Here is a 21,646-nt window from a genome sequence, read left to right as displayed (position 1 = left end):
CCCGTACCAAAATTGACTTCAAAATCATCCGGAAACCAAAGAGAAAAAGAAAGTATAGTTTAGTTTTAACCCTACTTCTCAATTCCGAAGGAATTTTCCAAGAAGGCCTAAGTTTTTCCAATGTGGTTTCATGATCTTTGTTACTCTGTTTCACAATTAAATCCTGGGCATTGGCCAGCATCGAAAAGTTTGTGATCAGCAACAAAGTAAATATTGATTGACGTAGTTTCATAATCTTGCGAGTTTGTATGTGAAATAAAAAAACCTGGCCAAGGCTAGGTTTTGTTTTTATTTATTTCATGTGCCTCCGTATTTTGGCTTATGGATATTCGGTTTATCAGGATTTCTGTTGGGATTGGATTCTAAATGGGATGGCACCTCTCCATCTTCGTCCAGGTTTTCCTTTTTTACTTCATCCTCTTTTTTCAGCTCCTCCTTTGTGGATCCCTCCTTTATGCTTGCCTTGTCTTTACCCGGATCAGAAGGGTTTGATTTTCCTTGTTTGGACGGTGTATTCTTATCTTCTGTCATCATGTTGGTTTTTGTTAAAAGATCATTTACAGTTTTGATCTGTTAAAATTATTAAAGTTGGGAGAGATAGTATTTATAAAAAAATAAACTTTTTTTGAATATTTTTTCTATTTGTAATAGCTGATCCCACCAGGGCAGAGACTCAATACCATGCAGGATTTTTTTTTTTTCCATTGAAGGCATATCCAAATCAAAACACAATTCCACCAAAATCCTCACTCACTCTTCAACGAATCCGCAGGATTAGTCAAAGCGGCTTTAAGCGACTGGAATCCGACGGTGAACAGTGCCAAGACCAATAATCCTAAACCAGCCAGTAAAAATGCAACCCCACTGATGTCCACGTGAAAAGCAAATCCTGACAAGTATTCTTTCGCCAAATACCAAGCGATTGGGCTGCCAATCAGGATGCTTATCAAAACCAATTTGGTAAAATCCCCACAAAGCATGAGTACCAAATTAAGAGAAGTCGCTCCCATTACTTTTCTGATACCAAGTTCTTTTATCCTTCGGGCTGCGGTGAATGTTGCCAAACCAAACAGCCCCAAGCAGGATATCAAGATTGAAATCACCATAAAACTCATAGAGAGCTTGCCCAACACCAAATCTGACCTGTATTGTTGCTCAAACTGTTCGTCCAAAAAGGTGTATTCAAATGGATAGTCGGGACTATGTGCCTTAAAAACTTTTTCAATCCCGGCCAATGATTCTGACATAGGCGCAGATTGGTTTATTTTCACAAAATAATGCGCCCCAAGATTCTCTGAATAGAGGAATACTAAAGGCTCTATTCCTACTTTTAGATTGTCATTGTGAAAATCGGCAGTGACCCCTACGATCCTCCCCTTTCTACCCCAAACATCCAATTCCGATCCGATTACCTCTTCTTCCGAGATTCCCATGACCTCCATGGCCTTGCGGTTGATGATGTAGTTGAGGGAATCTTGGTTAACTCCCATAAAATTCCTTCCTTGGAGCATTTCGATTCCCATGGTCGGAATGAAACCCTCATCAGACCTGAAAAGCTTGAAATGGATAGCCGCATCTTTGGCTTTCCCCTGCCAATCGATTTCTGTAGTGGTGATCGGGATGACAAAAATATCATTCCCCCCAAAACCAATATTCTCCACATTGGACAATTGCAGCATGGCGTTTTTGAAGGGAGCAGTATTGGCAATCAGATCCTTATTCTGATTAATGACCAAAACCTGACTCTTGTCAAATCCCAAGTCTTTGTTGCTGATATAGTTGATTTGTTGGTAAATGATGATACTTCCGACCACCAAAATCACAGCAGAAGCAAATTGGATGACAACCAAGGATTTTCTCAAGCCACTACCTGTCAGCAGACTTCCTGCATTTCCACGAAAAATAGACATGGGCTTAAAAGAAGAAAGGAAAATGGCCGGATAAATCCCCGCCAGAAAACCGCAAATCAAGGTAATCGCAACCGCCCCACCCAAAAACAAAGGGTCGAACAAGTCCAATTGGATGGATTTGGAGGTAATTTTATTGAAGAATGGGAGTAAACTGTGTACCAGGGAAATGGCCAATAGCAATCCTAGGAACGCAATGATCAGCGACTCAAGCATAAAATGAAGCACCAAGCCAGGCCTGTTTGCTCCGATGATTTTTCTGACACTGACTTCCTTACTCCTGCTTGCGGCACTTGCCGTGGCCAGGTTCATAAAATTGATACAGGCCATCAGCAGGATAATGAATGCCACAATGGAGAACAAAATGATCTGTTCGATTCTTCCCCCTACATTTTTGCCACCCTCAAACCTACCATTGAGGTACAATTTGCTGAAGCTATACAGAAACGGACTAGTGGTACATTCAATACAATTATTTTTGATCAGCGTTTCCAGTTTTTGATTTACAGCAGGCAAAGAAGCCTTTGGGTCCAATTTCAAATAGGTTTTTGTCCCTCCTGTCTGCCACCCCTGCATCCAAGGGTTTTCTTGGTAATAGACTTCAAACGGTGCCACAAACTCAAACTGAATACTTGAATTGGATGGGACATCGGCAAAAACTGCAGAGACCATAAATTCCTGTGTCTGTTCCACTTGGATGGTTCCACCGATCGGGTCTGTGTTTCCAAACAATTTGTCCGCAAGTTTTTGGGATATGGCGATGGAATTGTTATTCGGCAAAGGATTGGACTGATCTCCATGGACCAAAGGAAAATGAAAGATTGTAAAAAATTCAGAGTCTGAATAAATCCCTTCTTCCTGAAAAGAAACTTCCTCATGCTGAACCAATAGGGTCGAGGACATATTGGTTTGGGTAATGTTGTTGACCTCAGGAATACCAGCGCGAACGGCTTCCTTCAATTTCGCAGGAGTAGCTCCATAGGTGTGGATCTGCCCATCCAGAAAAGTATGGTTGATCATCACCTGATACAGTTCCTTGTCATTGGTATGGAATTTATCAAAACCATATTCATCCAAAACCCACAAAAAGATAAAAATACCGGAAGTCAAGCCAATGGTGAGGCTAAGGATATTGACCACCGCATTTGTTTTGTGACGGAGGAGGTTTCGAAAAGCTGTCTTAAGCGCACGGAATACCATCATAGTAGAAAATAATTTTGACAATACTTTTCAAGAGTTATGCCATCCAAAATCATCCTTTAAGACACAATACGGGCTCTTTCCCTAAAATAACGTTCTTATGCGGACGATCTTTGTTCGAAGATGGGATAGTAGGTAAAAAAAATCCTCCCCATTTTCATAGGGAGGATCAGTTATTTACAAGCGATTTTACCAACTCTGGTAGCATGTCTGCCACCTTCAAACTCTGTGGTCAGAAATAGCTTGGTTAATTTATCTGCCAAATCAAACGGTATAAACCTGGCTGGCAACGCCAGTACATTTGCATCATTGTGTTGTCTCGCCAAGGAAGCCAAATCTTCTGTCCAGCAAAGGGCTGCTCGGATTCCCTGATGCTTGTTGGCAGTGATGGCTACGCCATTGCCGCTACCACAGATCAGTACCCCTTGCTTGAATTCTCCATTTTCAATGGCCTCACATAGTGGATGTACATAATCAGGATAGTCCGCTGAAGCATCAGTATAAGGTCCAAAATCCTTGACTTCATAACCCTCTGTTTCCAATACTTTGATCAATTTGGTCTTATATTCAAAACCGGCATGATCTCCTCCTATGGCTATTTTTTTACTCATTGTCCTTGTATTTGAGGTTGTCTTCCAATTCTTTTTCAGCTCTTTTCTTTTCAAGCCTCTTTGCGATCTGAATACCTGCTTCATACAACACCAAAATCGGCATGGCAATCAAAATCTGACTGATCACATCGGGTGGGGTAATCACAGCTGCCAAAATTAAAATTACCACAATGGAGTGCCTTCGATAGGCCTTGAGCATAGCGGCAGTTACCAACCCTGACATGGAAAGAAAATAAATCACCACCGGCAACTGGAACATGATTGCCGATGCCAGCACAAGCATAGAAAGCGTGCTTACATAGGAGGTGATATCAAATTCATTCAAGATACTTGGATCCAATTGATAGTTGGATAGAAAATTTATTGACAGTGGTGCCAGGATATAATATCCAAAAAGTGTACCCGCAAAGAACAATAAACTTACAAAGAAAACAGCTCCTCTGGCCGCCTGCCTTTCTTTGGAATACAAACCAGGGGCAATAAATTTCCAAACTTCCCAAAATAAATAGGGAAATGATGCAATCAAGCCTACCACCAAACTGGAAGTAATGTGCATCGAAAACTGCCCTGTCATCTGCCTACTCTGTATCGTAAAAGGAAGCTGTTCTATGCAGAGTGCCGGTAGAGACAGAAAATCAGAAACCTGACAAAGCACCCTATAGGTAAAGAAATCAATCCTGGATGGACCAAGAATGATTTTACCAAACACGATACTTTTAGCAAGAAATGCCGCCACAGTAAAAATCATAACCGCAGAAACAGACCTTAGCAAATGCCAACGTAACTGTTCCAAATGGTCCAAAAAGGACATGCCCTCTTCTTCCTCTTCTTCTTTATACTGATCTAAGGCCACGTTTTTTTTGAAATTAATATAATGGGAATTGTACCATCCACTCATTTACCTCCGACTTGATCTGAGCCAACGATGCATCCTGATCATGATGGGTGAGCGATTTGTCTATCAATTGTACTATTTTTTTCATATCCGCTTCTTTCAGCCCACGGGTGGTAACTGCGGCTGTTCCCACACGCATACCCGAGGTGACAAATGGGGAACGTGTATCAAAAGGGACCATGTTTTTATTGATTGTAATATCTACTTTTCCAAGTGTTTCTTCGGCTATCTTACCGGTCAGCTCTTTGTTTCTAAGATCAATCAGCATCATGTGGTTGTCAGTACCACCTGAAATGATCTTGTATCCAAGTGCTACGAAAGATTCAGCCATGACCGCAGCATTCTTTTTGACTTGAAGTACATATTCCATATACGCATCAGAAAGTGCTTCCTGAAATGCTATGGCCTTTGCTGCTATGATGTGTTCCAATGGACCTCCTTGTGTTCCCGGGAATACTCCTGAATCCAATAGCGAAGACATTTTTCTCAATTCTCCTTTGGGAGTTTTCAATCCAAAAGGGTTATCAAAATCTTCCCGCATCAAAATCAGACCACCACGGGGACCTCTCAAGGTCTTGTGGGTAGTGGTGGTTACTATATGACAAAAATCCAATGGGTCATTCAATAAGCCTCTAGCTATCAATCCTGATGGGTGGGAAATATCTGCCAACAAAATCGCCCCAACCTGATCTGCAATATCCCTCAACCTTTCATAATCCCAATCACGGCTGTAGGCAGATGCGCCACAAATAAGAAGCTTAGGTTTTACCTCCAAAGCTTTTGCTTCAACCTTGTCATAATCAATAACGCCGGTTTCTTCTTCTACTCCATAGAAATGAGGCTTATATAACTTTCCGGAAAAGTTTACCGGAGAACCATGGGTCAGGTGTCCTCCATGAGAAAGGTCAAAACCCAAAATAGGATCACCTGCATTCAAAACTGCTAAGAATACTGCGGCATTGGCCTGTGCGCCGGAATGCGGCTGAACATTTGCCCAAGTTGCGCCAAAAAGTTCTTTTGCTCGGTCAATTGCCAACTGTTCGATCTGATCAACTACCTCACAACCGCCGTAATAACGCTTGCCGGGCAATCCTTCTGCATATTTATTGGTTAATACACTTCCAGCTGCTTCCATTACCTGTTTGCTGGTAAAGTTCTCGGATGCAATCAATTCAATTCCCGTTTTTTGACGGTTTTCTTCTTTTCCAATAAGGTCAAAAATGGCCTGATCTCTTTTCATGGGGGGTATTTTAATAAGTCGCCCAAAATTAGTTTTAATCGATGGATTATCCAATTGAATAAAGACAAAAAGGGGGGCAAATAAAACCCCCTTCTTGTTTATGATTTAAACTTTATAATTCTTGAGCATGTCGGTTTTTGAAGCTCAGATGAAGTATTATTGAGCTCCTTGCATAAATTCTTAATTCAAATTAAAATGGTATTCTAACATTCAATGCCACATTTCTTCCCATTTGATTGACCCCAAAGGGTCTGAAAAGCGAAAGGTGATCCAAATATGTTTTATTCAGGATATTGGTCCCACTCACATAAACGTCCAACAAGGTATTCCCGACTTTAAGATTCCCGCCGATGTTCATTCCCAACAAGAAATATCCTGGAGTGGCCTCTTCCAATGGTGCTGCTTTGTCCTGATTGAATATAAGTGATCCAAGAATACTGAAATATGGTTTCTGAATAATCCCAATATCATTGGCTCTGAAATCTACCGATTGATTCCACCTGTAGGCCGGAATGTATGGCAAATAGGTCCAATCCAGTGTTCTTTGGCCTATTACCATTGAATAAGAGGTAGAGGCATTGAACCATTTTGCGGCAGATGGATGGAAATCAAACTCTAGTTCACCTCCATACAATCTTGCATCGGATTGCTCAAAAGTCCAAATCTCCAAGTCTTCTTGCATCTCACCTGTTGGAGCAAAGAAGATATAATTATTGATATCATTGTAAAACACCTCTCCCGAAATAGAGAAATTATTGGTCCTATACCTGATGCCAAAGTCAGTTTGGATGTTTTGTTCCCTCTCAAAATCAGCATTTCCTTTTTCAAATCTTCTGGTGCCGGGGTGAACACCATTCGAAAAAAGCTCACCAAGATCGGGAGCTCTAAAACCCTGAGCAATATTTAACCTGAATCTCCAATTGGAATTGGGTCTAAATGTTGCACCACCCGAACTTGTTACCCCATCAAAAGTCCTTTCCAATTGCCTGTTTTCAGGCTCTCCAGGTAGTATAAAGTCAAAATCCACAAAATGAGGTGAACTTGCATCAACATTTACTTTTCGGTAATCGTATCTGATCCCTCCCTGAAAGACCCACTTGTCTTTATTGTAATTCAAAAGACCATAGATAGAACGGTCGTCTTTTTTTGCATCCGGTATTAAAAACTCCAAGGCATCATCATAATTTATTGATTGAAGATAAAAGCCTTGAACACCAAAAATAGCTTCAAGGCTAGGATTCAATGTTTTATAATATTTGAAATCATACATGATGTTTGTCTGATTCAAACCCAAATCAACAAATCCCTCACCGGTTTCAATTTCTTCACGAAGATTTTTATGAAGACCAATTGTAGCTTTTATTTTGTCTTCCCCAAGAAACACATTGGTTTCAGATGAAATAAAGTGGTCTGTTACGTTTTGGAAGGGTACCTGATAGGACCTATCGCCTCTAAAAGTTGCCAATCCTTCAACATCAGATTCATCTAGAATACCAAGCTTCTGTTTAAGATAGGTATATCTTAACCTCGTATCACCCCATTTTTTCTGAAGACCAACGCCCCCTTTGAAATTCTGGGTGTTAAACCTCGTATTGCCCATTGTCCTTCCATCACCATCTTTGTAATCAGCATGAGATTCTGCAGCACCATTGATAGACCAGACAAATCCATTTTCAGATGCTCCTTTTACTCCCATCTCTGATCTCAATCCAAGATTATTGCTGTATCCTCTGAAATTTAAATATCCTTCAACTTCCCCCTTGATGGCATCCCTTTCTTCAATGAGATTGACAACTCCTGCCATAGCACCAGAACCATAAATTAAGGATGCAGGGCCTTTAATCAATTCCACATTTCCAATTCCTGTTTCGGTAAGTCCCAACCCATGATCTGCCCCCCACTGTTGATTTTCAAACCTTCCTCCTTGATAAACAGACAAAACCCTACTGAAAGAAAGACCTCTGATTACCGGCTTACTGATTCCTGGGCCCAGTGATATTTCATTCACTCCGGGAGTTCTAGTCAAGGCAGTCATTAGACTTGGCGAAGGCATTTTTAAAATCTCCACCAAATCCACTTTTTCAATACTGATCGGTGAACTCTCTTTACTCATCACATAGGCACCGGATACCACTACTTCATCGATATTGGTAATTGCCTCTTCAAGCTGTATCTCAATTGACCTTGAAGTTGAACTTGGTTTGATAGATTGAATGATGGTTGAATAACCGATGAAAGAGAATTTCAGTGTAACGCTTCTATTCGGCAGATTAGCCAATCTGAATTTACCATCCAGGTCTGTCACTACCCCCCTGTTCATTTCGGCAATAAATACCGAAACCCCCGGCAAGGGATTATTGGAAGATTTATCTACCACCCTGCCATTAATTGAAATATCCTGTGCCGCCAATGACCCTAAACAGAAAAGAGAAATGGCAAGCGTAAGTACTGCGCGCATCGCTGAAATTTAATTTTTAATTAGTAAAACTGAAATAACCCAATCCTGCTGGATCAGGTAAAAGTAATTATTCAGATAAAAGTAGGGGGGCCTCGGTGATCAAACCCGATATGTATTTCTGTTAAAAATTCATGTGAAATAAATCCTGAAACAAAACTCTGATCTATGGATTCGTTCTCAGGTATTTCCAAATCAAAATGATATACAAAATAATCCGCATGAGCAATTAGGTCCAAAATAATCAGTTCCATTTCGGTATGGCCATGGTCAGGCATCTCCTCTTGCTCTTCCGTCAAAATCGGATGGGCATGGGTGATTATCTTTCCATTTTCCAACTCATGTGTATGAAAAAACAACACACCATTGGTCAAAATGCTTAACATCAAGGCTAAGCTCAGATGACTGAATAGGGGTAATATTTTTCGGATTTGGAACAAGGATTCTCAGGCGTGCTTTAAATGCAACACGAAGATAACAAACATAGTTAGGTTAGGTTTCCCTTTTTTATTTTTATTTAAAGGCAAAAATATTTTTTAGCTATATCTAAAAATTAAACAGCAGTAATTTATTACTAATTTTAAGCATGATAAATTATGATTTTAAGCCCCAAAGCTATTTTGAAGGCCTATCACCAAACGCCCTATTGGTCAAACTGACATATCCTGAAAGTCAATGGGGGGAAGAAATCAGCATCTATGCAAATGTGATGGATGGCAAAATTTATTATGAAGCGGTGGATTTTTATGGGAATGATTTAAAATTAAACCCTGAGAGTTCTACAGAAACTCTTTCTCTCCAAGAACTTATCTTCATGATTGAAACCATGGAGCCTGAGGAGGAATTTTCACAAGGAAACGTCGCACTTACACTTTCAGGGATTCCCCAAGCTGAAAGTCTGATGTATCCTGAGTTGAAAAAATATTTTACGGATAAACGTAAATTTTACGGACTATTCTAAAAATCCAAAATCGTTTCGTAGGACCTGGACAAAACGTGATGGGTTTTGAACCAATACTCATAAGTCTCAAAGGAGATACAGTCGTTGATTTCCATCCCCTGAATTCTAAGTTTCTGAAGACTGTTGGCAGGAAGCCAACTTCTAAGGTCATTGGCCTGATCTATGGTAAGTTGAGAAAGTTGAACAATTCTTTTTCCTTCAACCATCAATGGTATTAATTTGGTCATGGCATTTTTGTTTACTTTACAAATGAAAGCTTATTCACCTTAGATTTGATTAATAAAAAATTACGGTTTTGTTAATTTTGAAAAACTTACTTTGACTATGATCCAAAAGGACGGGGATATTTTACCTACTATATAAAGGCCTAGCACCAACTTTCTTTATGTTTAATATTGTTTTGATTGTTATTTTCCTGTGTTTGGGCATTGTTTCCCAACGTTTTCGGTTTTTACCGGATAATTTGGCACATCATCTCAATAGATACCTGATATATATCGTGCTCCCTGCATTGGCACTGATGTATCTCCCAAAAATTGAACTTGTTCCTGAGTTGGCCTTACCGATTGCTTCGGCTTGGATCAGTTTTGGGCTATCATGGTTGGTGTTTGGTTTTTTGGGAAAAAAACTAAACTGGGGCAATTCCATTACCGGATGTTTAGTCATCACCTCCGGTTTGGCAAATACATCCTTTGTTGGATTTCCAATTGTACAGGCCCTGTATGGTGATGAGGGCGTGAAAATCGCACTCCTGATCGATCAAGCTGGTTCATTCATCATCGTCAGTAGTGTTGCGGTGATTGTAGCTTCTATCTATAGTGTGGAAAAGAAAAGGAAAAGGGATATCACTAAAAAGATCTTGACCTTTCCGCCATTTCTGTTCTTTATAATTGCGATTGGAATGAATATAGGAGAATATGCGATATCAGGTCATTTGGATACATTCCTCAAAATCATCGCTGCCACCTTAACTCCTGTTGCCCTTACTGCCGTTGGTCTACAAATCAAAATCAGCCCGGGTGCATTCAAATCTAAATTCCTTTGGTTTGGCCTTGGCTACAAACTTCTTTTTATCCCCTTTACCATTCTGATTTTGTTTAAATACCTTTTCAAGCTAGATGGATTGATACTACAGATCTCTGTTATAGAAGCAGCTATGGCACCCATGATTACAGGTTCTATCATAGCGATCACCCATAACCTTGAACCCAAACTTGCTTCATTGTTGGTTGGCGTAGGAATACCCCTTTCATTTTTCACGATTGGGGTCTGGTATTTTATACTGATGTAAAAAAAAGACCCATGCTATATGGGTCTTGAATGATCAATTGTCTTTTCTTGTAGTATCAGGTTTTGTTGGCTTAGGTCTGCCCAAAACACCTTTCAACAAGCTTTTGGCTTCATCCACTGCTTTGTCTTTTGTCTCGGAGACTTTTTTCTCTGCCTCTCTTTTCAAACTATCTTGAATGACCTCAGCCTTGAGTGTCACTTCTCTCTTCAGACTATCTTCTGTCGCCTTAAACTGTTGGGTCACCTGTTCTTGCAAATTCTCTTTTTCGCTCGATACCCTGGATTGAAGCGCATTGGTCAATAAATTTTCTATACTATTTCCGCCTGCAAGCCCAACCTTAGGACTGTTATAAGTTCCCCCCAAATTGATTGCAATGGGAATAAGTGTCGATTCATTCATTTCTGAGCCTGATATTGTAGCCAACAGCGTATTTGCTTGTGCACCAAATTTACCGGCAGGAACCTGCATATTGATCAGGTAATTGATACTGCCATCAAAACCGGTACTCCCTTGAATATTTGCCTGGTAATCCCATAATCTGACATCAAATGGCCTTACATCCATAACCCCATTATTGATTTCAATAGGAATATTCAGGTTTCTGAATTGTAAGGTATTTGTATCATTCAACTTGGTCAAGCTGGTAATTCCCTGGATCAAGGTACTGTTTTGAAGGGCTGCTTCCGTTACCTTGAGCAAACCTTTGCCATCCAAGGAAGAAAGAATCGGCATCATATCCTGGCCCAGGATTCCTGAAAAATCAATGTTGGTGTTGAAATTACCTGTTAGATGCTGCGCTACCGGTGCAAAAGCTTTTACAGTATTGAATGCCTCAAATGCAAGCGGAATATTCAAATCGGCAAGATTGAGACTGAAATCAAATTTCGGGGCAGCAAGGTCTCTCGGGTCATAGGTGCCATTCATAATTACCTGCCCACCCAATGTACTCATTGAAGCGTCTTTAAAATTCAACACCCCCTCTTTTAGTGCCAAATTCCCTTTTACTTCTTTTAGGGTCAGGTTGTCATAAATAACCTCAGCTGCTGCCACTGACATATTGAAGTCAATATTCGTCGGCAATTCAATGACTGTCAAGGCCTCACTTTCGGTGTTTTCGGATGCTGTCATCCATTCATTGACATTGAACTTGCTGGAATTAAGGCTTAACTGACCTTTCAAAACTTCCTCATCTTTGAGGATATAATTTATATAGTTGGAAAGAAACCCTGTAGCCTGTAAAGGACTTTCGCCTACTCTTGCATCAAATTGAGTCAGATTGATCCTGTCAGGAGAAAAATCAGCATCTGATCGATGAATCCTTATGCCCTGTGGAAGGTCTGCCGATGTAAAATAAAAGTCTGTAATGGAAGCTTTTCCCCTAGTATCAAGTCGGTTGTATCTTCCTTCTTCAACATCCTTATAAGAACCTTTTGTCTGAAGATCCGCAAAGACTTTCCCTTCCATAATAATATCTTCCATTGGAAATATGGCAAGCATTTTTCCCAAGTCAACAGAACCGTTCAAAGCACCATCCCAATTCAGCAGTGAAAAATCATTGATCTTTAGCCTACCGTTAATTGCTTCATCTTCCAATTCAAATCCAAACTGACTCAAATCAACCATAAAATCATTCATTTGACCACTTGGATTGATGATGCTGGCATTGATGTTAAGCTTTTCGATCGGAGCGGGATATTCAGCACTTTGGACAAATCCATTGGCCAAAGTTATTTTGGCATCAATACTTGGGATAATCTGGGCTGCCGAATCATATTTCCCCTTTGCTTGGGCGTTGACATCAAGAATTCCTTTCAAGGTCATCCCCTCGATCGGGAAAATGGAAGTCATCTCTTCCAGATTTATTTTTCCCTTCAAAGCTCCATCCATTTCATAGGAAATAAGATCCGCCAGAAAAAACCTTCCCGAAATAGGGTTACTGCCAAAATCCAAATTGAAGGTCGGAATATTCACAGAAGTAAAATCGAGGTTACTCGTGGTATTCTTGACCTGCATATCCACATTCACGTTACTGACAGGTCTTGGCAAATCAGGATATTGGAACATGCCATCTGCAACCTTCAACGAAATATCAAATGACGGGAAACTGTTGTCATTATAAATTCCCTTAAAGATCCCATTAAAATCCATAGAACCTGAAGTCTTCAGATTTGAAAAATTTTCAGAATAAATACCGGGAACAAGAGAAAGAATACTTTTAAAAGTATTGTCTTTACCCCCAAAGACAAGGTCAAACTCTATGTCATCAGTAGGCATGGCAATGAAGCCTTCAAAATCAAAAAGAAAATCATTCAAAACAAAATCCCCATCACCAAATGTGAATTTCATTTGATCCATATCGATGTTCATCAGCGTCTCACCACTGAATTGTTTGTTCCTTAGATAATTGGTCCCTTCATAGGTAATGTCAGCAATCGAAGCTTCCATTTTAACCGGGAGTTCATAGACATCCAAGGTAAAGTCCCCGTTTCCTTCCATGCTGATATTACCCAAAGCCATAAAATATTCCAATTGTCTGTCATCATAAATCAGATCAAAATTTTTGACTTCAATTAAATCTATGCCAATCTGAAAATTACTCTCGGCAGTAGTATCCTCCTCTGATGGATAAGTGATATCGTAGTTGGCAGTTCCATCCTCAAGGACCTTGACATATAAACTGCCTCCATCCAAATGAATCCCTGTAAGGGAGGGGTTATCTCCAAAAAGAATGGACCTGAGATTGAAGTCAACCTGAAGCATATCCACATGAACGAGCGTGTCATATTGAAATGGGGGGTTTCCAACAACCCCAAATTCCTTGATAGTGGCAGAAATGTGTGGAAACCTTTTGAATATGGTCAAGCTGATATTATTTAAATCATAATAAACGTGCGCATTAACGGATTCAGCAATTTCCTTATCAATTCGCTCAGCAATTTGATCCTTGAAAATAAAAGGTAATGCAACAGCCGCCGCAATTAGCACCACAAAAACCGCCAAAATTATTATTAGTATCTTTTTCATCTCTTTTTTGAAAATCAGTCACTTCAATAAACGCAATCAAAATAAATAGGATTTTGAAACAAGAATTATTCACGCCAAATATCCTGCAGAAGGTTGTCAAACTCCTGATGGATATGTCCATTTGTAGCGAGTATTTCTTTTCCAAAAAGGTAATTATCTCCCTGCCTAAAGTCATTGACTGCACCACCCGCCTCTTTGACTATTAACGCCCCTGCTGCAACATCGTATGGCTTGAGGTCATATTCAAAAAAACCGTCTACCCTTCCGCAAGCCACATAACACAAATCGATGGCAGCACTTCCCAATCTCCTGACGCCATGACACTTCCTCATCAATTCTTTGAGTACATCCAAATAGACATCAATTTGAGAAAACGCACTATAAGGAAAACCTGTAGCTATCAGACTTTCACTCAGATTTTTCACATTGCTCACTGTAATAGGCTTTCCGTTGCAAAAAGCGCCGTGGTCTTTTACGGCGTAAAAACATTCATGAAAGTTGATTTCATAAACAACCCCCATCACAATCTCATCCAAATGCCTCAATCCGATGCTGACAGAAAAAATTGGTAGGCCATGAATAAAATTGGTAGTGCCATCAAGTGGGTCAATAATCCAAGTATAATCTTTACCATCGGTCTGACCTGTACCTTCCTCCGTAATAAAATCAGCCTCAGGTAGTATTTCTGAAAGTTTTTCAACTATCATCATTTCAGCCTGTTTGTCAACATAAGAAACAAGGTCATTCAAACCTTTTAATTCCACATTCTTGACATCAAAGAACTGTCTTTCTTTTCGGATAAAAGCGCCGGCTTCTTCGGCCACTGCTTTTGTTTGGTCTAATACCTTTAATAAATCAATCATTTCGAGATAGTTTTTACAATTTGATAATATTAGTCGCAGTGTTCAGTTGAGGCAGTGTTCAGAAGAGCAGGATGCAGTTCCAAATGAAAACTGTTTACTGAGAGACTACCACTTGCGACTGCTATCGGCCCACTTCGGTTGCCTCCTGCCAACTGTGTCTGAATACTGCCTACTGCTTCCCCGCTCCCTGCACTACGATCACAATCTCACCTTTGATGGGGTTTTCTTGGTAATAGGTAATCAGTTCTTCCAAAGTTCCCCTGACATTCTCTTCGTATAATTTGGTCAGTTCACGTGATACACTTGCCATCCTTTCTTTTCCAAAGGCTTCTGCAAATTGCTCGAGCGTCTTCATCAGACGATGGGGGGATTCATAAAATATCATTGTCCTAGATTCGTCCTCCAAGGCTTCAATTCTGGTTTTCCTCCCTTTTTTGTGAGGAAGAAATCCTTCAAAAGTAAACCGGTCATTAGGTAAGCCGGAATTGACCAAAGCAGGAACAAAAGCAGTCGCTCCGGGTAAACAGTTAACTTCAATCCCTGCATCTTTGGCAGCACGGACCAAAAGAAAACCCGGGTCCGAGATTGCGGGAGTACCTGCGTCAGTAACCAATGCCATCAGCTCACCTTTTTTCAATCGCTCAATGAGTTTTTCAACTGTCTTGTGCTCATTGAAAATATGATAACTCTGTAAGGGTCGCTGAATTTCATAATGTTTCAAAAGCTTTCCTGTAGTGCGTGTATCCTCTGCAAGAATCACATCTACGGATTTCAACACCTCAATCGCTCTAAGGGTTATATCCTTTAGGTTACCAATGGGTGTAGGGACAAGATACAATTGAACAGGATTTTCCTCTTCAGGCATATCAGATTTTGTCAATGGCAGCGGCAAGGTCTTTATCTTTTTGAGTCACTTTATTTCCTTCATCATGCGTAGTCAATTCAATGGTCACCGTATTGTAAACATTGCTCCAATTTGGATGATGGCCTTGAGCCTCTGCCAAAAATGCAACCCTGGTCATAAAGGCAAAAGCTTCCTGAAAATCTTTAAATTTAAAATCTTTCTTCAATTTGTTGTTTTCTTCTGTCCACATAGTCTTATATTTTATAATGAAATTACTCCTTCTATTTTAGCTGCTTTTTCATATATATCAAGGATAGCATCACTATTGGGCATCATGGCATGGATGGTGGCCGAAATGTACTTGCCCTTTGAAGAAGTTTTTAAAGTCATCTTATTATTAGGCAATAATGCTGCCACCTCTGTTTCCCTTCCATTGGGAACTATAAATTTAAACATATACAGGGTAGGAAAAGACGTTTGCGCTTCAAGCTTTTCCTTAAATGACTCTCTGTTGAATGTATGTTTCATTGTTACTAATTTAAAGGTTAAACATCAGACTTTAAAAATAAAATCCTTAAGCACAAAAAAACCCGTGAATTGATCCACGGGTTCTTTTTTGTTTAAGGTATTTTAAAAAAACTTATACCTGTAATCTTTTACATTGGCAAGGTCTTCCAAAGCCATCATAATCATGTATCCAGATCTTTGGGAAGCATTGATGGCCAATTGACTCTGGAAACTGTTGTAATCTGCGATTTCAGTAGCAGGTATGATTGAATTCAATTTCAATACGATGATACCCACATCTTCATGGATAGGCTTACTGATATCGCCAGAATTTTCCAAACTAAATGCAGCACCAACTGCCTTAGGTGCAAATCCAATCCCAGGTATTACTGAAGCGCTCATTCTTAGGTCAGCAGTGTTATCCAAGGAAGCCTCATCAGAAAATACTGCCTGCATTTCTTCAAGGGTGCTTTTATCTTTTATGCTGTCTTTGATCATTTCAGCCTTCTTGTCATTCCTCACCTGTGTCAACACTTGCTGTCTTACCTGCTCCAAAGAAGCAGTTCCTTCTTCATATTTCTTTTTAAGAGTCGCGACAATGTAGGCATTGTCCAATTCAAAAACTTCTGAAACTTTTCCCTCTGAAGCATCATTGAATGCCCATCTGATCACTTCTCTTGCATTTGTAAGGTTATTGAGGTTTCTGGCAAATGCATCTACGTTGTTTGCCTGAATAATTCTATAACCATCCTTTTCTGCATTTGCAGCAAATTCCTTGGCGTTACCCGTATTTGCTGCAAAGTAATCTGCCTTTCGGAAAACATCATTTCTGGTAGCATCACTAGGGCCTAGCTCTAATTCTATCGTTGCAATTTTATAGGTCTCTGTCTGAGGAAGGTCAGTAACACTGATAATATGAAATCCATATTCTGTCTCCACCAATCTAGGGATCAATCCGGTGGTTTTAGCTACAAATGAAACTTCTGCAAATTCTTCCACAAAATCAGCTTTGGCAAACCAACCAAGGTCACCGCCCCTTTGTGCAGTTCCATCCTGCCCGTATTGCGCAGCTGCAGAGGCAAAATTAAGGCCTCCTTGGATTTCACTCAACACGTCCTGTGCATTTCTTCTTACTTCTTCTTTGGCTTCGCCCTCGAGTCCCTGAGCACCAAAAAGAATATGCGCTGCCCTCATTTTAGGAGTACCATCAAATTTGGCAGAAACTTTATGGGTGATATACGTGGAATTCCCAGTTAGGAAAGGACCATAGGTCCCACCAACTTCAAAGTCATCCACGTTGGAAGTTAAAGTTTCAGGTAATGCATCACCCGGACCAAAAGAAGCGAAAGGACGCACGCCTTCTGAATTTCTCATTGCAAACACAGAATCTGAGGAACTTTCTCTCAATTCTTCTGTAAGCTTTCTTATTTCGCTGATTACTGCTGCGGAATCTTCACTGCTAGGGTATAAGTTGAAGCTGATGTAATCCAAGTCTATAGCATTGGAAACCTTAAACTTATCTTTGTTGTTGCTGATATAGCTATTTAATTCACTATCAGAAACCTTCACTGAGGTGTCGGATATCGCATAAAAAGGAATGAATAAATGATCAACATCCGCGACGGAATTTGCCATTTTGTGTTCCAATTTTGCCTCAGCAGTATTGGCATATTCTGAGGTAGATAGAAGATTATCATATTTGATTCTCAACCTCGCATCTGCAAACATCCTTTCCTGCTGAGCCCAATATGCTCTTTGTTCAGGACCCGCTTCGTCAAGAGATTGTAAAAAGGACACCAATTGAGTCCTATCAAACTCTCCTGTTTCAGGATTGGTCAATTGTTGTCTCAATTCGGCAATGATATTCTTTCCCTGAACAAGATCAACTAACTCCGCATCTGTAACAGTCAAGCCTAGGGCTTCATATTGTTCGTCAAATACCCTGTCCACGATCAATGCCCTCCAAGCCTGTTCTCGGATGGAGTTCATTTCAGCTTCGGATGGAGTTCTACCTGTATTTTGTTGGAATGAAAATTTTGTTTCCTCGATTTTTTGGATGTATTCCTCATAAGAAATACTTTCACCTGCAATCTCACCTACCGTGTTAGATGCACCGCCCAAAAGGGTTGAGTTAGGACTTAAAATATCTCCTCCAACGAGGAAAAATATCAATCCCACTGCAATTACACCAATTGCAAGACCTGTTCTCTGTCTGATTTTTTTAATTAAAGCCATTCTTCTGTTTGTTGAAGTGCCGCAAAATAATTCAATCTGCGTGTAAATTCAAAATATTATCTTTGTCAATAAATTACTTGGAGGATTAAGCCCCATGATGAATTTTGATTTTGACGGTTTCCAAGCGATGGTCCAGTTTTGAAACTACAACAAACGTATAGCCCTCAAAAGTGATAGATTCGCCTTTCTGGGGAATATCCTCTGTTAATGAAAGGATAAATCCGGCCAAAGTTTCAAAATCTCCGTAAGGAATTTCCCATCCATATTTTTCATTTAAATAATCAATTTCATGTCTGGCACTGAGCAAATATTCCGTTTCTGACAATTTTTGCTCAATTAAATCATCACTGTCATACTCATCTTGAATCTCCCCGAAGATTTCTTCAATGATATCTTCCATACTTACTATGCCACTCGTACCTCCAAACTCATCCACCACCAAGGCCAGACTTTTCCTCTCCTTAATAAATTGAATCAAGAGTTCATTGGCCAAGGCTGATTCAGGTACAATAATAATTGGGGTCAATATGTCTGATATCTTTTTGGGTTTTTTGAAAAGCTCCAATTGATGGCAATACCCGATGACATCATCGATGGTTTCTTTATAGACAATGATTTTGGAATGCCCACTTTCCGCAAAAACCTGCTTCAAATCTTCCATAGTATCCTCAATATCCACTGCAGCAATGTCCGTGCGGGGTACCATACACTCCCTAACCTTGACGGTCTTGAATTCTACCGCATTGTCAAAGATTTTTGAATCTACCTCCACTTTGACATCCTGCCTGCTATGGTGCATATTGTTCTGTATAAAACTGTTGAGGTCTGTAATTTTAAAGACAGGTTTATCTTCGCTGTATTCCAGCCCCAAAACATTGGTGATAAAAAATCTTGAAAGCCCCACAACCAGCCATACGATCGGGTACATCAGAATATAGATGACCTGAAATGGTACTGAAAAAACTGAAAGGAGACTATTTGGATTCAGCAAAAAAATGCTTTTCGGCAGAAATTCAGCTGTTACCAATACGATCATAGTGGAAATAATGGTCTGAATCGATAAAACCCAAAGTTGATTGTCAAATCCAGTTGGAAGCAATTCCCTAATCCATGGTTCCAGTAAGTTGGCCATAAAAATCCCATAAAGCACCAAAGCTATGGTATTGCCTATCAAGGTAGTTCCTATAAATTGTCCGGGGTTTTGAACAAACTTGGAAAGAATTCTTCCTGAAAGCATCCCCTGTTTGTTTTGAAGCTCAATATGAAGTCTGTTGGCCGAAATAAACGCAATCTCAAGGCCTGAAAACAATCCTGAAAAGAGTAGCGTGATGATCACGTAAATGAGATATTGGCTTTCCATTACTTTCTTTTTCGACGAATTCCCGTTTTAGGATCAGGTTGATTTTTTTCTTTGACCAATTGGTCATTTTTTCTGTATCGGTACCAGAACAGTAAAGCCACTGCAAACATGAAAACAGGATATGAAGTGGTCAATCCTGCAGTGATGGTCAGGTGGGTACCTATGATCACCATGGCTGCCGAAAGCGACAATAATAAGATATCCGCTAATTTCATTTATATTTTTTATTTCACTCAAATACACAAGATAGCAAATGACACAAATCCAACTGAATATCTACTATCTATTTTATTTATTTGATTCCTACATCCCTTCTCCAGGAAGTAATGTTCGACTATTGATCACCTTGAATAATTTATACTCATTGAACCCTTCATCCGCTTCCATACCTGTTCCGTTGAAGAGTGTTTCCTTTTCTTGAATGGTCACAAATTTATCTGTATAGATTTTTTTGGAGCCCGGATCCCAAAACAATTCTTCGGAGGAAAGTTTTTGCTCTTTTTCAAAATTGTCGACCTTGACATCACCTTCACCCCGGTAAAGGTTTTTTGACCGCTCGTAAAACCCCTTATCTGCCCGCATGGTGGTGCTGATATTTCCTTCTTTGTCAAAGAAAGTAATCTCTATGCCCTCAGGAAATTCCAAGTTACCATCTTCAAACTCCATTTGCTTTTTGGCTTTGAGATGGGTTCTAATGATGGCAGAATCACTGTGAACCAAATCAACATCATAGGCAATACTGGTCGGTCCCAGATAAACTTCCAGCATACTGGTATCCACTTCTTCACCACATGACGCCAATATCAATGGCAAAAAAGCAATTATCAACACAAACCTGGGCATCCATTTCATGATCACAAAGTTATCAAAAGAAAACCAATCCAAAAGCCACATAAAAAAAGGCAGCCGTTAAGACTGCCTTTTTTTATACTTTAATATGTCAATTAATCTCTTGTTGCCAAAGTTACAGTCTCACCTATCCAGCAGGCAAGAGTATGGGTTTCGCCTGCCTGTCTACTTTCAGTAAATAATTCTTCTTTAGAAGGGAATCTAGAACGGGCATCTGCCATGCCTTTGCTGTCACCTGCCCTTTGGTAGGCATTGTAGGCAGCAATGAATACAGCTTGGTCTTCTACTCTACTCACTCCTTTTCTACAGTCATTGTAGGATTGCATGTACAACTGTGCAATTAAGGTCCAAGCCTCTTTTGCTTTTTCAGGATCCAATTTAGCAGCTTCCTGAGCTGAAGATCTTGCAGCAGATTTCCTACCTGCAACTCCATGGATTTTGGCAAGGTCATAATGTACTTCAGCTTTTTGAACATCATTCTCTGCCAAGGTCAAGGCCTTCTCTAAAACCGGTTGTGCTTTTTCATATTCTTTATTCTGCATGTACCTCATTGCCCTAACTTGGGATGTAGAGAACGTAGGACTTTCAGAATCGATAATTTCCAATACCGTAAGGAATGTTGGAGAAGAAGTACACTTGTATTGAATAGAATATTTGAAGATCTGCTGTGCAAGAACCATGTTGGTTGGATCTGCAGCTAATTTTGGACCCATGGTATTTTCAATAAAATCACAATCGATCAATTCCATGGCCACTACCAACTGCTCTAAAGTCTGTTTCGGAGCAGAAACATCTTTACCCTCAGCCTCAGCTTCTGCCAATAGCGCATTCAGCTTTTCATATCTTTCCAACAACTCTTCCTTGGTAAATGCCTTATTATAGGCACTGTGCCTGTAAACCAAATCAAAATAGGCTGCGACCAAGTTAATGGTATTGAAATTGCCGTTCAACTCCACTACCCTGTCAAAGGTAGCTAAGGCATCACCTACTTTTTCTTTATTTGCCTTATAGTAATTATAGCTGTAATATGCTTTATTCTCAATCCACCTGTCCTCATTATCAAAGTTGGCTTTTCTCATTTCAAATATGGTAATCACCGAATCCTGATATTGCTTTTTCTTCGCCTCATCTGAAGCTATTCCAGCAGCACCGTGATAAACGATAATTCCATTGATATAAATGGATTCATTTAGACTGGGAGTATTAACATAAAGCCATCTCAGTGGCTTGGTAGCTTCCACGAATTGTTCTGATTTCATGTAATCTACATAGGCAGCATTGTACTCCCTGGCTTGGGCTTCCATTGCCTCATCAGCAGGCCAGTTCCAACCATCCTGTGCCTGTGCCATTCCAACAAGGGCCAAAGAGAAGAACCCTACAAGTGCGTGTTTTACTTTCATATTC

General features: G+C 40.0%; 21 protein-coding genes. 2 read left to right on the top strand and 19 right to left on the bottom strand.

Annotation, left to right across the window (positions count from 1 at the left end):
* The 8 genes from HMJ38_RS25300 to HMJ38_RS07275 all read right to left on the bottom strand — a co-directional run.
* Window positions 1-232: hypothetical protein (locus HMJ38_RS25300; RefSeq protein ID WP_228779930.1), on the bottom strand; the 232-nt coding region annotated here is incomplete at its 3' end.
* 65 nt (window positions 233-297) lie between these two features.
* On the bottom strand, window positions 298-534 hold the full coding sequence (locus HMJ38_RS07305) for a hypothetical protein (protein WP_194973720.1): 237 nt from the start codon (window positions 532-534) through the stop codon (window positions 298-300).
* A gap of 212 nt (window positions 535-746) precedes the next feature.
* The gene (locus tag HMJ38_RS07300) at window positions 747-3,110 is read right to left on the bottom strand and encodes an ABC transporter permease (protein ID WP_194973719.1); all 2,364 of its coding nucleotides are present in this window, start codon (window positions 3,108-3,110) and stop codon (window positions 747-749) included.
* Between the two features lie 170 nt (window positions 3,111-3,280).
* A complete protein-coding gene (gene rpiB / locus HMJ38_RS07295) occupies window positions 3,281-3,718 on the bottom strand; it encodes a ribose 5-phosphate isomerase B (RefSeq protein WP_194973718.1) in 438 nt (145 codons plus the stop codon).
* Complete coding sequence (gene tatC, locus HMJ38_RS07290; RefSeq protein WP_194973717.1) at window positions 3,711-4,571, bottom strand: twin-arginine translocase subunit TatC; 861 nt, start codon at window positions 4,569-4,571, stop codon at window positions 3,711-3,713. Before tatC ends, rpiB begins: the two co-directional genes overlap by 8 nt.
* A 13-nt stretch (window positions 4,572-4,584) precedes the next feature.
* Window positions 4,585-5,853 (bottom strand): serine hydroxymethyltransferase, encoded by a 1,269-nt coding sequence (locus tag HMJ38_RS07285; RefSeq protein WP_194973716.1) that lies wholly within the window; start codon window positions 5,851-5,853, stop codon window positions 4,585-4,587.
* A gap of 190 nt (window positions 5,854-6,043) precedes the next feature.
* Complete coding sequence (locus tag HMJ38_RS07280; RefSeq protein ID WP_194973715.1) at window positions 6,044-8,311, bottom strand: TonB-dependent receptor; 2,268 nt, start codon at window positions 8,309-8,311, stop codon at window positions 6,044-6,046.
* 71 nt (window positions 8,312-8,382) lie between these two features.
* A complete protein-coding gene (locus HMJ38_RS07275; RefSeq protein WP_194973714.1) occupies window positions 8,383-8,694 on the bottom strand; it encodes a hypothetical protein in 312 nt (103 codons plus the stop codon).
* Window positions 8,695-8,894: 200 nt separating this feature from the next.
* Here HMJ38_RS07275 and HMJ38_RS07270 point away from each other — a divergent pair, with 200 nt between their 5' ends.
* Complete coding sequence (locus HMJ38_RS07270) at window positions 8,895-9,269, top strand: UDP-glucuronosyltransferase (RefSeq protein ID WP_194973713.1); 375 nt, start codon at window positions 8,895-8,897, stop codon at window positions 9,267-9,269.
* On the opposite strand, the gene HMJ38_RS07265 is transcribed toward HMJ38_RS07270, so the two are convergent.
* Window positions 9,266-9,496 (bottom strand): hypothetical protein, encoded by a 231-nt coding sequence (locus HMJ38_RS07265; RefSeq protein ID WP_194973712.1) that lies wholly within the window; start codon window positions 9,494-9,496, stop codon window positions 9,266-9,268. The two genes, HMJ38_RS07270 and HMJ38_RS07265, sit on opposite strands and share 4 nt — an antisense overlap.
* A gap of 158 nt (window positions 9,497-9,654) precedes the next feature.
* Here HMJ38_RS07265 and HMJ38_RS07260 point away from each other — a divergent pair, with 158 nt between their 5' ends.
* Entirely contained in the window at window positions 9,655-10,560 is a 906-nt protein-coding gene (locus tag HMJ38_RS07260) for an AEC family transporter (protein ID WP_194973711.1), read from the top strand.
* Window positions 10,561-10,593: 33 nt separating this feature from the next.
* Here the strand turns inward: HMJ38_RS07260 and HMJ38_RS07255 are convergent, their stop codons facing one another.
* From HMJ38_RS07255 to HMJ38_RS07210, 10 genes are all read right to left on the bottom strand, one after another.
* Window positions 10,594-13,584 (bottom strand): AsmA family protein, encoded by a 2,991-nt coding sequence (locus HMJ38_RS07255; RefSeq protein WP_194973710.1) that lies wholly within the window; start codon window positions 13,582-13,584, stop codon window positions 10,594-10,596.
* A gap of 65 nt (window positions 13,585-13,649) precedes the next feature.
* Window positions 13,650-14,447 carry an inositol monophosphatase family protein gene (locus HMJ38_RS07250; RefSeq protein ID WP_194973709.1) on the bottom strand — a complete coding sequence of 266 codons (798 nt, stop codon included), beginning with the start codon at window positions 14,445-14,447 and terminating at the stop codon, window positions 13,650-13,652.
* A 169-nt stretch (window positions 14,448-14,616) separates the two neighbouring features.
* Window positions 14,617-15,312, bottom strand: coding sequence for a 16S rRNA (cytidine(1402)-2'-O)-methyltransferase (gene rsmI / locus HMJ38_RS07245; RefSeq protein WP_194973708.1), 696 nt, complete (start codon window positions 15,310-15,312; stop codon window positions 14,617-14,619).
* Between the two features lies 1 nt (window position 15,313).
* Window positions 15,314-15,541, bottom strand: a complete 228-nt coding sequence (locus tag HMJ38_RS07240) for a 4a-hydroxytetrahydrobiopterin dehydratase (protein ID WP_194973707.1) — start codon at window positions 15,539-15,541, stop codon at window positions 15,314-15,316.
* 11 nt (window positions 15,542-15,552) lie between these two features.
* Window positions 15,553-15,819 carry a DUF493 family protein gene (locus HMJ38_RS07235; RefSeq protein WP_194973706.1) on the bottom strand — a complete coding sequence of 89 codons (267 nt, stop codon included), beginning with the start codon at window positions 15,817-15,819 and terminating at the stop codon, window positions 15,553-15,555.
* Window positions 15,820-15,921: 102 nt separating this feature from the next.
* Window positions 15,922-18,033, bottom strand: a complete 2,112-nt coding sequence (locus HMJ38_RS07230; RefSeq protein ID WP_194973705.1) for a peptidylprolyl isomerase — start codon at window positions 18,031-18,033, stop codon at window positions 15,922-15,924.
* A gap of 85 nt (window positions 18,034-18,118) precedes the next feature.
* On the bottom strand, window positions 18,119-19,393 hold the full coding sequence (locus HMJ38_RS07225; RefSeq protein WP_194973704.1) for a hemolysin family protein: 1,275 nt from the start codon (window positions 19,391-19,393) through the stop codon (window positions 18,119-18,121).
* A complete protein-coding gene (locus tag HMJ38_RS07220) occupies window positions 19,393-19,608 on the bottom strand; it encodes a hypothetical protein (RefSeq protein ID WP_194973703.1) in 216 nt (71 codons plus the stop codon). Before HMJ38_RS07220 ends, HMJ38_RS07225 begins: the two co-directional genes overlap by 1 nt.
* Window positions 19,609-19,696: 88 nt before the next feature.
* Entirely contained in the window at window positions 19,697-20,287 is a 591-nt protein-coding gene (gene lptC / locus HMJ38_RS07215; RefSeq protein ID WP_228779929.1) for an LPS export ABC transporter periplasmic protein LptC, read from the bottom strand.
* A gap of 50 nt (window positions 20,288-20,337) precedes the next feature.
* Window positions 20,338-21,642 carry a tetratricopeptide repeat protein gene (locus HMJ38_RS07210; RefSeq protein ID WP_194973702.1) on the bottom strand — a complete coding sequence of 435 codons (1,305 nt, stop codon included), beginning with the start codon at window positions 21,640-21,642 and terminating at the stop codon, window positions 20,338-20,340.
* Window positions 21,643-21,646: the final 4 nt, after the last annotated feature.

This window comes from Aquiflexum lacus (genome assembly GCF_015476655.1).
GTDB lineage: Bacteria > Bacteroidota > Bacteroidia > Cytophagales > Cyclobacteriaceae > Aquiflexum > Aquiflexum lacus.
This window is presented reverse-complemented; position numbering and strand designations above follow the sequence as displayed.

What these genes read in the sequence shown, in the direction of transcription:
- HMJ38_RS07305 (WP_194973720.1), bottom strand. Translation starts at nt 534, where the DNA reads ATGATGACAGAAGATAAGAATACACCGTCCAAACAAGGAAAATCAAAC.
- HMJ38_RS07300 (WP_194973719.1), bottom strand. Translation starts at nt 3,110, where the DNA reads ATGATGGTATTCCGTGCGCTTAAGACAGCTTTTCGAAACCTCCTCCGT.
- rpiB (WP_194973718.1), bottom strand. Translation starts at nt 3,718, where the DNA reads ATGAGTAAAAAAATAGCCATAGGAGGAGATCATGCCGGTTTTGAATAT.
- HMJ38_RS07285 (WP_194973716.1), bottom strand. Translation starts at nt 5,853, where the DNA reads ATGAAAAGAGATCAGGCCATTTTTGACCTTATTGGAAAAGAAGAAAAC.
- HMJ38_RS07280 (WP_194973715.1), bottom strand. Translation starts at nt 8,311, where the DNA reads ATGCGCGCAGTACTTACGCTTGCCATTTCTCTTTTCTGTTTAGGGTCA.
- HMJ38_RS07275 (WP_194973714.1), bottom strand. Translation starts at nt 8,694, where the DNA reads ATGTTAAGCATTTTGACCAATGGTGTGTTGTTTTTTCATACACATGAG.
- HMJ38_RS07270 (WP_194973713.1), top strand. Translation starts at nt 8,895, where the DNA reads ATGATAAATTATGATTTTAAGCCCCAAAGCTATTTTGAAGGCCTATCA.
- HMJ38_RS07265 (WP_194973712.1), bottom strand. Translation starts at nt 9,496, where the DNA reads ATGACCAAATTAATACCATTGATGGTTGAAGGAAAAAGAATTGTTCAA.
- HMJ38_RS07260 (WP_194973711.1), top strand. Translation starts at nt 9,655, where the DNA reads ATGTTTAATATTGTTTTGATTGTTATTTTCCTGTGTTTGGGCATTGTT.
- HMJ38_RS07255 (WP_194973710.1), bottom strand. Translation starts at nt 13,584, where the DNA reads ATGAAAAAGATACTAATAATAATTTTGGCGGTTTTTGTGGTGCTAATT.
- HMJ38_RS07250 (WP_194973709.1), bottom strand. Translation starts at nt 14,447, where the DNA reads ATGATTGATTTATTAAAGGTATTAGACCAAACAAAAGCAGTGGCCGAA.
- rsmI (WP_194973708.1), bottom strand. Translation starts at nt 15,312, where the DNA reads ATGCCTGAAGAGGAAAATCCTGTTCAATTGTATCTTGTCCCTACACCC.
- HMJ38_RS07240 (WP_194973707.1), bottom strand. Translation starts at nt 15,541, where the DNA reads ATGTGGACAGAAGAAAACAACAAATTGAAGAAAGATTTTAAATTTAAA.
- HMJ38_RS07235 (WP_194973706.1), bottom strand. Translation starts at nt 15,819, where the DNA reads ATGAAACATACATTCAACAGAGAGTCATTTAAGGAAAAGCTTGAAGCG.
- HMJ38_RS07230 (WP_194973705.1), bottom strand. Translation starts at nt 18,033, where the DNA reads ATGGCTTTAATTAAAAAAATCAGACAGAGAACAGGTCTTGCAATTGGT.
- HMJ38_RS07225 (WP_194973704.1), bottom strand. Translation starts at nt 19,393, where the DNA reads ATGGAAAGCCAATATCTCATTTACGTGATCATCACGCTACTCTTTTCA.
- HMJ38_RS07220 (WP_194973703.1), bottom strand. Translation starts at nt 19,608, where the DNA reads ATGAAATTAGCGGATATCTTATTATTGTCGCTTTCGGCAGCCATGGTG.
- lptC (WP_228779929.1), bottom strand. Translation starts at nt 20,287, where the DNA reads ATGTGGCTTTTGGATTGGTTTTCTTTTGATAACTTTGTGATCATGAAA.
- HMJ38_RS07210 (WP_194973702.1), bottom strand. Translation starts at nt 21,642, where the DNA reads ATGAAAGTAAAACACGCACTTGTAGGGTTCTTCTCTTTGGCCCTTGTT.